Annotated in this window: 10 protein-coding genes; all 10 read right to left on the bottom strand. The window is 40.2% G+C overall.

Going from position 1 to position 10383, the window contains the following annotated elements; genetic code table 11:
* Positions 1 to 251: 251 nt before the first annotated feature.
* The 10 genes from ACWXWT_RS18180 to pdxH all read right to left on the bottom strand — a co-directional run bounded on the left by ACWXWT_RS18180 (position 252) and on the right by pdxH (position 9870).
* Positions 252 to 1121, bottom strand: a complete 870-nt coding sequence (locus tag ACWXWT_RS18180; RefSeq protein WP_456042990.1) for a mechanosensitive ion channel family protein — start codon at positions 1119 to 1121, stop codon at positions 252 to 254.
* Positions 1122 to 1165: 44 nt separating this feature from the next.
* Positions 1166 to 2101, bottom strand: a complete 936-nt coding sequence (gene lpxM / locus ACWXWT_RS18175; protein ID WP_456042989.1) for a lauroyl-Kdo(2)-lipid IV(A) myristoyltransferase — start codon at positions 2099 to 2101, stop codon at positions 1166 to 1168.
* A gap of 261 nt (positions 2102 to 2362) precedes the next feature.
* Positions 2363 to 2662, bottom strand: coding sequence for an integration host factor subunit alpha (gene ihfA / locus ACWXWT_RS18170; RefSeq protein WP_011637176.1), 300 nt, complete (start codon positions 2660 to 2662; stop codon positions 2363 to 2365).
* 3 nt (positions 2663 to 2665) lie between these two features.
* A complete protein-coding gene (gene pheT, locus ACWXWT_RS18165) occupies positions 2666 to 5053 on the bottom strand; it encodes a phenylalanine--tRNA ligase subunit beta (protein WP_456042988.1) in 2388 nt (795 codons plus the stop codon).
* 15 nt (positions 5054 to 5068) lie between these two features.
* Complete coding sequence (gene pheS / locus ACWXWT_RS18160; RefSeq protein WP_456042987.1) at positions 5069 to 6052, bottom strand: phenylalanine--tRNA ligase subunit alpha; 984 nt, start codon at positions 6050 to 6052, stop codon at positions 5069 to 5071.
* A gap of 683 nt (positions 6053 to 6735) precedes the next feature.
* Positions 6736 to 7623, bottom strand: a complete 888-nt coding sequence (locus ACWXWT_RS18155; protein WP_456042986.1) for a putative ATP-dependent zinc protease — start codon at positions 7621 to 7623, stop codon at positions 6736 to 6738.
* 54 nt (positions 7624 to 7677) lie between these two features.
* Entirely contained in the window at positions 7678 to 8028 is a 351-nt protein-coding gene (locus ACWXWT_RS18150) for a DUF3802 family protein (protein ID WP_456042985.1), read from the bottom strand.
* A gap of 81 nt (positions 8029 to 8109) precedes the next feature.
* On the bottom strand, positions 8110 to 8685 hold the full coding sequence (locus tag ACWXWT_RS18145) for a YceI family protein (RefSeq protein WP_456042984.1): 576 nt from the start codon (positions 8683 to 8685) through the stop codon (positions 8110 to 8112).
* Positions 8686 to 8734: 49 nt separating this feature from the next.
* Complete coding sequence (locus ACWXWT_RS18140) at positions 8735 to 9232, bottom strand: YaiI/YqxD family protein (protein ID WP_456042983.1); 498 nt, start codon at positions 9230 to 9232, stop codon at positions 8735 to 8737.
* Positions 9232 to 9870 carry a pyridoxamine 5'-phosphate oxidase gene (gene pdxH, locus ACWXWT_RS18135; RefSeq protein ID WP_456042982.1) on the bottom strand — a complete coding sequence of 213 codons (639 nt, stop codon included), beginning with the start codon at positions 9868 to 9870 and terminating at the stop codon, positions 9232 to 9234. Before pdxH ends, ACWXWT_RS18140 begins: the two co-directional genes overlap by 1 nt.
* Between the last annotated feature and the right edge of the window lie 513 nt (positions 9871 to 10383).

The raw sequence follows: 10383 nt of genomic DNA, 5'->3' as shown, positions 1-10383 counted from the left end.
CGACTCAAGGCAAGATTGAATAATATCGGGTTCAAGGACATCAGCGAGAGATGAAAACTCAGTAAGGCGATTAATTGAAGTGCGAGCAAGGGCTTCAGAGAGTTCCATAAAAAAATCCGATAATAAAAATTATCGGATTTTCGCAGACTGAAAAGATCGGTCAACCGATCTGTTCAGTTTTTATAGCATTACCGCTTAACTGATCGGCATTACGCTAATGCGTCTTTTTTATTGTGCGATTAAAAGCCATGCTAACTTTTATGACTTTGGGTAATCGTCAAATTACCATCAACATGTAAGTCTCGCTGAGGGTATGCAATAGAAACATTGTTTTCATTGAATAATTCGTACATTCTAAAACGAATCTCACTGCGACGACGGCGAATATCGGTTTCAGACACAGCACTAACCCAAAATATTAAATCAAAAATTAATGCGTTATCGCCAAAATCCTCAAACAAAACTGTAGGTTTAGGTTGCGGTAAAATATCATCCCGCTCACCAATCACTTGATAAATTAAATCGCGCACTTTAACAACATCAGAGCCATAGGCAACACCAACGCGAATAAAGGTTCGGGCATTTTTATCAATTAAGGTCCAGTTAGTCACTGTATTCTCAAGTAACTGACTGTTAGGCACAAGCATGTGCACCCCGTCATTACGGCGTATCAAGGTTGAGCGAGTATTTATACTCTCAACAACGCCACGGGCTTCACCGACTTCTAAAAAGTCACCAATGCGAATTGGCCGCTCCCACATTAAAATCCAACCACTGATAAAATTATTAATAATATTCTGTGCACCAAACCCCACACCGATGGCTATAGCACCAGATACAAATGCAAAAGCGGTTAATGGAATATTTAACATTTCCATGCTAGTAAAAACCAATATCGCAATACTGATAATAAAATACATACGGGTAAACAAATGGATGGCATCTGCACCAACATTACGCCGTTTCAATGTACTCACAATCAATCGCCCTATACGGGTGATAATAAACCACGCCAAAAAGAGATATAAAGGCACTTGTAACAGCTGTAATAAGGTTATGTGATGATTATCGTAAGTGAACACAACAAACGATAATGCCGTTAATAACTCATTAAAATCCATATAAACCTCTCATTATTGTGTTCATCTCAAGGTGGTAATATATTCTAGTAGAATTCTTGTTCACCAGGAGGGCGGGTTTTGAGTAATTTTAAAAACCACATATATTGTTCTGGATAAGCGTTAATGACTTGTTCAACCGCTTTATTTAGCGCGATTGCTTCGTTCTCCTTGCCAATCATTTCATCAGGGTTAATTGCTGGCATCACGGTCATAATAAATTGCTTAGCATCTTGATCGTATCCTATTTTTACAGGCATAACTTGTGCATTCCCAGCTTGAGCTAAACGCCCTACAACAGGTAATGTCGCCTTAACCGTTCCCAGAAAAGGGGCAAATATACTATGATCAGGACCTAAGTCCTCATCCGGTAAATAGAAAAAGCTGTTGTCTTTTTTTAACTCTGCCAGCAAGGCTCTAATCCCCGCTTCACGCATGTATACGCGCCCGTTTTGGCTACTGCGCATTCGGTTACTAAACCAATTAAATAATCCATTTCGGTGTGCTTTGGCCATGGTTACAATAGGAATATCCATATTGACTCTTAGGCCTGCATATTCCATTGGCCATACATGGGGCATAATAAAAATAATCGGCTGCTTAGCATCCCTAGCGGCCTTAATATGTTCAAAGCCATTACATTGGATCCGCCGTTTTAGATGTGCATTTGAACGAATAAGCAACTCGGCCTGTGATAATAAAGTGATGACAAATAATTCAACATTTTTTTTGATTAGCTCATCAACCTCCGTTGATGACATATCTGGAAAACATTGGTTAATATTAATTCTGGCAATTCGTAATGGCTTTTTAGCCACTTTCATGACCCCACGAGCCAATAACCTCGCAATAGGATCACGTACACTGGCGGGCATTGCACCAAACAGAAATAGCACGCCCATGGCTAACCACGATCCCCAATAACGAGGATGTAATAATGATTTATTAAAACGAGTATCAAAATGTTTTGCTTGTCGTGCCAAGAGAAACTCCAAATAAACTAACCGTGACCCACGGAGAAAAATCATATTATACCGGACAAAACTAAATTATCGGTATTACCTATAGTCAATCACTCAGCTTAATCGTGATTAACCTGGCGGATAATATCACCTTGTGATTAGGCCAACTATATTATGCAAAAGGTAGAATAGATTCACTAAATTCAAAAACAAAAGAGCCACTCAATTAAGAGTGGCTCTTCGTAATACAGATCCAAACGGATTGGCGTATTAACTAGTGAACTATTTTTTACCCGAGTTAGCTGCTTCTACGCGTGATTTTAACTTCTGTCCAGGACGGAAAGTTACAACACGACGTGCAGAAATCGGAATATCTTCACCAGTTTTCGGGTTCCTTCCCGGTCTTTGATTCTTGTCCCTAAGGTCAAAGTTGCCAAAGCCAGATAACTTGACCTGCTCACCACTTTCGAGTGCTTCACGAATTTCTTCAAAAAAAGACTCGACCATCTCTTTAGCCACACGTTTGTTAATGCCTAATGTCTCAAAAAGATGTTCTGCCATTTCGGCTTTGGTAAGTGCCATACTTTAATCCCTCAACGATGCGTTGAACTCGGTCTTTAGAGCCGATACCACTAATTCCATTGTCTCAGTAATATCTTTATCTTCAAGTGTACGAGTAGTGTCTTGTAATGTAAGTGCGATGGCGAGGCTCTTTTTGCCAGCCTCAACACCTTTACCTTGGTATACATCGAACAAGTTTAAGCCAACCAACTGATTTTCGCCAACTTTTCTTATCAAATTCATAACATCAGTGGCAGAAACAGCTTCATCTACTACTAGCGCAATATCACGACGGTTAGCAGGAAACTTAGATACAGCTTGGGCTAGCGGCAAACGGGCGTGCAATAATGCATCCAGTTCTAACTCAAAAACAATTGTTTTACCATTGAGTCCAAACGGCTTTTCCAAACTAGGATGGATAGCACCGATGTAACCAATGACTCGATTATCTCTCAATATTTCAGCACATTGTCCTGGATGCAGCGCAGGATGTGTTGCCCCTTTAAAACTAAATTCAGAAGCGGCAACTGTCAAGCCGAGAATTGCTTCTAAATCACCTTTTAAATCAAAGAAGTCGACGGTTTTCGATTCCATTGACCAATGTTCTTCATTTTGAACACCTGAAATAACCGCGCCCAGCATGGCTTGTTGGCGAACACCAGAATCTGCTTGCGCATCAGGAACAAAGCGTAATCCAGTTTCAAATAATCGTACCCGATTTTGTTGACGGCTTTGGTTATAGCCAACAGCTGTTAATAAACCGGTAAACATAGACAAACGCATTGCCGACATTTCAATTGAAATTGGGTTTGGTAATACCATGGCTTCTTCACCAGGGTGCACTAAGTTTTGCATCTTAGGGTCAACAAAACTGTAGGTTACCGCTTCTTGGAAACCACGAGCGACAAAAATACTACGAACACGGTTAAGCGGGATATCCGCTTCTTTGTGGTCTGGCATGGTTAACGCAGCTTGTGGTGCTGTATTAGGAATATTGTTGTAACCGTAAATACGGGCAACTTCTTCGATTAAATCTTCTTCAATCGCCATATCAAAGCGGTAGGTTGCGGTGGTGACCTGCCATGCATCATTTGCCGTTTCAACGTTAAAACCTAAACGCTGTAAAATCTCAACCACGTCAGCATCAGGGATATGATGACCTAATATTTTATCTAACTTGCTACGGCGTAGTGTAATGCTTGCCGCTTGTGGTAAATGCTCAGCAGATACAGCCTCAATCACTTGCCCTGCTTCACCGCCGCAAATATCTAATACAAGACGAGTAGCACGATCCATAACCTTATGTTGCAACTCAGGGTCTACACCACGTTCAAAACGGTGTGACGCGTCTGTGTGTAAGCCTAAGCGACGAGATTTACCCATAATAGCCAAAGGGGCAAAAAATGCACACTCTAAAAGAATGTCTTGAGTGTTTTCATTCACGCCAGTACTTTCGCCACCAAACACACCCGCAAGCGCTACAGCTTGTTTATCATCAGCAATCACTAAGGTATCGCTAGGTACGGCAATTTCGTTGCCATCAAGTAGCGTTAATTTTTCAACACCGTCAGCTAAACGCACGGTAATTCCGCCATTTAAGGTAGTTAAATCAAACGCATGCATTGGCTGACCAAACTCAATCAACACATAATTGGTGATATCAACAATGGGGTCGATGGAGCGAATACCACTGCGACGCAATTTTTCTTGCATCCATAATGGTGTAGTAGCCTTAACATTGATGTTTTTAACCACACGACCTAAGTAACGTGGGCACAAATCTGGCGCCACTACATTAATGCTAAACGGCGCATCAATAGTTGCTGCTACTGCTTCCCATGAAGGCTCTGTCACTGCTTGACGATTTAAAACACCCACTTCACGCGCAAGCCCAGCCATACCTAAACAGTCTGCACGGTTAGCGGTTAAATCAACATCAATAATGGCATCATCTAATTGCAAAAATTCACGAACGTTTACGCCTAATGGCGCATCTTGCGGTAGCTCAATAATGCCATCGCTTTCGATATCGATACCTAGCTCACCGTATGAGCACAACATGCCCATTGAAGGCTGACCACGTAATTTAGCTTTTTTAATTTTAAAATCGCCAGGCAAGACTGCACCAACCATCGCAACAGCCACTTTTAAGCCTAAACGACAATTTGGTGCGCCACAAACGATATCGATTAGCTCATCGGTGCCGACATTGATTTTAGTTACACGTAATTTGTCTGCGTCTGGGTGTTGACCACATTCAACCACTTCACCAATGATTACGCCACTGAACTCAGCTGCGACAGGATCTACGCCATCGACTTCAAGTCCGGCCATGGTAATTTGGTGTGATAATGCGTCACGACTTACAGATGGGTTGACCCACTCTCGAAGCCAAGATTCACTGAATTTCATCTGATTTTTGCTCCGTTATTTGAATTGCTTAAGAAAACGTAAGTCGTTTTCGAAGAAGGCACGTAAATCATTGACGCCGTAGCGCAACATAGTTAAACGCTCTACGCCCATACCAAAAGCAAAACCAGAGTATTTTTCAGGATCAATACCTACACTGCGCAGTACATTGGGATGCACCATACCACAGCCTAAAACCTCTAACCATTTACCGTTTTTACCCATTACGTCCACTTCAGCTGAAGGTTCTGTGAATGGGAAATAAGATGGGCGGAAACGTACTTCTAAGTCTTCTTCAAAGAAGTTGCGTAAGAAATCATGCAAAATGCCTTTTAGTTCTGCAAAGTTTACATTTTCAGCAACCATCAACCCTTCAACCTGATGGAACATAGGTGTGTGAGTTTGATCATAATCGTTACGATAAACACGGCCTGGAGAAATAATCCTAAGTGGCGGTTTTTCATGTTCCATCGTGCGAATTTGTACGCCCGATGTTTGAGTGCGTAACATGACTTTGGGATTAAAATAAAAGGTGTCGTGATCAGCTCGAGCGGGATGATGCTCAGAAATATTTAACGCATCGAAATTATGAAAATCATCTTCAATCTCAGGACCTTGCTTAACAACAAACCCCAATTCACCAAAAAAAGTTTCAATACGTTCAATTGTACGCGTAACCGGATGTAAGCCACCGATTTCTAAGGTACGACCGGGTAAAGTGACATCGATTTTTTCCGCAATTAATTTTGCTTCCAATTCCGAGGCTTTCAATCCATCGATACGCTCAGTCAGCTTTTGCTGTACGGCTTGTTTAGCTTGATTGACGGCTTGACCAAAGGCAGGTTTTTCTTCTGCGCTTAATGAACCCATCATTTTCATCATGTCAGTGATTTTACCTTTTTTACCAAGGTAATCGACACGGATATCATCCAATGTCTTTAGATCACTGGCCTTGTCAATGACCTCTAAGGCTTGTTCTACGATCTCGGTTAACTGCTGCATGTTATCATCCACTGCATTTGTGCATATCAATGCGGTTGGGCGCCTGGTCGACTATGATAAAAATCGATAGTGACGACGCGGTAGTTTAACTCTTGCTAAAAACAACCAAGAGCCAAAACTAAGGTTAAAATAAAAGAGTGAAATTTTACGTTAGCGACCACAATTTTACTAGTCATTATTGGACTTTTTAGTGGCAAACAGCTGTATTTAACCGTAATTTCCATATGTTCGCTTATCTGTCATGTGGATCACTACGTATTATTAATGACAACCACACTTTTTTTGTCATATTGATATTTATGCTCTGCCATAAATGAGCGCTATAGCGGCTAAAAAACAGTCTTATAGATAAAAGACCTTTAAATGATTCAACTTAAAAAATGAGACTTTATTCATGGCAGCTGTTGATTAAGATAATGCCAAACTTATTCACCTTATCTGTTTTATATTCATACTTAATGTATCGACTGCGTCATCTCATTTCGTTGCCCAAATAGATATTCAAACGATTTGAAATTGACATCGCCAGTGCACATGTGATGATTTTGGGTCTCTACTCATGTTTGCCTTCACGACTTAGCTAAAAATAATAGAGCCTAATCGATAAACTAGGTTTAGGAGACAACAAAAAAAATACCGCTCAAAATGAGCGGTATTAGGTAATTAAATTAACTTGTCTATTGTTAATGTTTTAGGGATACATCGACTAAGTAATGGCCTTGTAACCAATTCCGCCCAATCAATAATTTGTAACCCATTTTTGTGCGATCTTTCAAGTTCACATCGACTAAAAACTCATTTTTGGGCTCACCGACACTGAGTCTAACCATATAACGAACTTCGGTACCTTGGGCATTACGAATAAAAGAAGTACCACGGATTTTAGTTCGAACATCAACTTTTTCACCCTTCTCATTTTCAGTGGTAAAAGTGATAATTTTACCGATATTATTTCCCATATCGACTTTATCTTCTTTTTCAACACGAATGTTTACCGCATGTAACGAGTTTTCTACCGCACCTGTATCAATACGAGTGTTAAACAATAAACCCGTTTGTTTAACACTGAGTTCTGCAACTGGGCCTATGACCTTTTTGTGCGACACATCTACTATATAGCCTTTCTTTAAAAAGTTACGACCAATTAAAAGCTTATAACTCATGTGACTACGGTCTCGTAAATTGACATGAACATTACGCAGCTTATCAGGAAAGCCAACACCTAGTTTCACCATGTAACGAGTTTCAGTGCCCTGGGAATTTTTCACTGTCGATGTGCTGACAATCTCAGCCTGCATCTGCTTTTTTTCACCTTTTTCATTTTCCGTAGTGAACTCGATGGTTTTACCCACATTGTCTTTCATCTTTTTTGATGCGCCACCAATGATGGTTAGATCAACGGCGTGCAATGAGGTATTTCCGGCGCCAGTATCAATACGGGCTTGAAACATTAATCCAGAATTTGACACCGTCATTGTTTCAACTTGACGCACAATGGTGGTTTTATTACTTGCGAAAACGGATACAGACAACAAACATAACACAGCAGAAATAACAATATTTCTAAACATGATCAATTCCAAAAATACCCAGATTGCTTTTAAAGCGGCCAGTTTAATGTGCGTTTAACGCAATAAATGATCAATCTCTTGATCAAATAAATTCTTAATCAAACCCGAAAATTCAGTAATAAAAATACTTTGTTCAGGTGTTGCTTGCTGATTAGCGACAGAGGCTAAAATCTCTTCCAAATCGTAAACAATTGCATCAATTTCACGGATCACCATATTACGCTGAGCAAATGACAATTGCGGGTTTTGACCGCAGACCATAATGATCTGAGCAGATAACTGCTCTTCAAACAGTTCCATAACAGTTTCAGTTGCAGCAGCATTATTTTCAGACGCCTCAAAAAGGCCTAAATGTTCAGTTAAATACTGAATCAAATGCACATACCCGTCTTTGTCGGTAACCATTATTTCCCACCTTTGATAAAACGACTTCATTAGAAAAGGCTCTCAATCTAACGATTGAAAGCCATTTTCAATCATAGAGAGCTATTGCGCTAAGGTTAGCACAAATGATACTGGCACAGCCAAGCTGATACTCGGTAATCCCGCCATTTCTTTAAGTTTTTCGACACCTGCCACTAAACCAAATTCATTTGCTTGGACAATCACTGGCGCTAAACTTGTCACCACCATTTTCTTGTCTGACAATTTAGCCACTAACACGTCAAAACTCTTCTGTTGTTTCTGACCATGTAAGTTAATGGTACCTTCAACTTGAGTCGTTAATGTGTCACCCACTTTTAATCCAGCGATGAGTTTAGGATTGATAACTGCATTTAAGGTTAATGTTGGGTATTGCGCCACTTCAAATAGCACCGCTTGTAATCTCTGATCACGAATTTCGACTCCGGTATCGACACTGCTTAAATCAATCGATACAGAAAAGGCCCCGGCATTCGTTAATGAACCACTTATTTTTTTAAAATGATTCACTTCGGCAACATCGGTTTTCTTAACCGAAACAAAGCTTACTCGAGAGTGTTCTTGATTGACTTGCCAGTCACTCGCCATAACAGTTGTGCTAAGCAAGCCCGCGGCTAAAAATGGTAACCATTTTTTCATCATAAAGTCCTTTGTTAGAAAGTCAGATTAAGTATAGATTAATTTATCGTTATATCTTGCCAGAGGTCAATCTAGCCAGCCATTTATCTAACGCCTGTGCAAACGCATGTTTATCAGCTTGCGAAAAACTATTTGGACCGCCTGTATGTATGCCACTGCTACGCATTTCTTCCATAAAATCTCGCATCGTCAACGTTTGTTTAATATTTTCAGCTGTATAAACAGTACCACGAGGGTTTAAGACTAATGCACCTTTATCTACCGCATCTGAAGCTAACGGGATATCAGCTGTAATGACTAAATCTCCCTTAACCACTTGCTCCACAATATAGTTATCAGCTTCATCAAACCCAGAGCTCACTCTTATCATAGTAATAAGCGGTGACATCGGCACTTTTATCATTTGATTGGCCACTAATACTAACTGAATCGATTTACGCTCAGATGCCCGAAACAACATCTCTTTAACAGGGTTAGGACAAGCATCAGCATCAACCCAGATTTTATTGGTAATCACAGCTAATGACTCCATTTCATTAACACTCATTAAGGTGCCAACCGATCTATTTGCCAATCTGAATCGGCCTTACTATAGATAAACCGATCGTGTAATCGATTTTCGCCACCCTGCCAAAATTCAATGCTAGCAGGACGCACTAAATAACCGCCCCAAAATTTAGGCAGAGGTACATCACCTTGGGCAAACTTGGCTTTCATTTCTGCAAATTTTCCTTCTAAAGCCTGCCTAGCAGAAATTTTGCTTGACTGTTTAGATACCCATGCGGCTATTTGGCTGTCTTTTGGCCGGCTCATAAAGTACTTGGCTACATCTAACATCGATAGTGGCTCGGCTTGTCCAAGTACGGCCACTTGACGCTCTAGTGGATGCCAAGGAAACAATAAACTAATTTTGCTGTTAGCTGCTATTTGTTTTGCTTTGCGACTTTCTAAATTAGTAAAAAACACAAACCCATTATCATCAAATTTCTTTAGTAAAACTATCCGTTGAAAAGGTTGACCATTTTCATCAACCGTCGCAACACACATTGCAGTTGGGTCGGTTAATTCAGCGTCTTTTGCTTGTTGTATCCACGTTTCAAATAAATCCATTGGATTATCGGGCAAATCATCACGTCTTAGGCCACCTCGGCTATATTCACGGCGAATATGACTTAAATCACTCATTGTGGTTCCTCATTAAACCTAACTGTGTCTATTCTACGCTGAGCAGACACAAAAAAGCCAACGTCAATACGCTGGCTTAATCATTTTCAGTTAGATATAAATTACTTTTTAATTAAGCCTTTACCTTCGGACCATAGATGTAACATTTCAAGACCTAATGTTGCGACGACAAGTGCTGTTATATCTGCAGATATCATATGATGGTGCAACTTAAACCACATCAATAGCAACAATGTTCATACCGTGTAATCCACGAATGATTTTCATTGTTTTACCACAGGTTATTATACCAATCCCATTAAATATCTGGTCAGTTCAGAGTCTCTCAGGTTTTTCAATTCAAGGCACATTGATGTAGAAATGGTTGTTGCCTTTTAAATCGATGCAACACAGAAGTGGAATACCTGAGAGACTCCATTCTGGCGGGTTTCAAAGTCCTTTATGCTTCGTTAGATGCTTTCAAAATACGACTGCATGGTCTATTTTTTTCCATAAAAAATAACACATTCCCAC

This window comes from Shewanella sp. A22 (genome assembly GCF_053850585.1).
Note: the sequence above shows the minus strand (reverse complement) of the source record. Positions and strands in the feature narration are given on the sequence as shown.

What these genes read in the sequence shown, in the direction of transcription:
- ACWXWT_RS18180 (WP_456042990.1), bottom strand. Translation starts at nt 1,121, where the DNA reads ATGGATTTTAATGAGTTATTAACGGCATTATCGTTTGTTGTGTTCACT.
- ihfA (WP_011637176.1), bottom strand. Translation starts at nt 2,662, where the DNA reads ATGGCACTTACCAAAGCCGAAATGGCAGAACATCTTTTTGAGACATTA.
- pheT (WP_456042988.1), bottom strand. Translation starts at nt 5,053, where the DNA reads ATGAAATTCAGTGAATCTTGGCTTCGAGAGTGGGTCAACCCATCTGTA.
- pheS (WP_456042987.1), bottom strand. Translation starts at nt 6,052, where the DNA reads ATGCAGCAGTTAACCGAGATCGTAGAACAAGCCTTAGAGGTCATTGAC.
- ACWXWT_RS18155 (WP_456042986.1), bottom strand. Translation starts at nt 7,623, where the DNA reads ATGTTTAGAAATATTGTTATTTCTGCTGTGTTATGTTTGTTGTCTGTA.
- ACWXWT_RS18150 (WP_456042985.1), bottom strand. Translation starts at nt 8,028, where the DNA reads ATGGTTACCGACAAAGACGGGTATGTGCATTTGATTCAGTATTTAACT.
- ACWXWT_RS18145 (WP_456042984.1), bottom strand. Translation starts at nt 8,685, where the DNA reads ATGAAAAAATGGTTACCATTTTTAGCCGCGGGCTTGCTTAGCACAACT.
- ACWXWT_RS18140 (WP_456042983.1), bottom strand. Translation starts at nt 9,232, where the DNA reads ATGAGTGTTAATGAAATGGAGTCATTAGCTGTGATTACCAATAAAATC.
- pdxH (WP_456042982.1), bottom strand. Translation starts at nt 9,870, where the DNA reads ATGAGTGATTTAAGTCATATTCGCCGTGAATATAGCCGAGGTGGCCTA.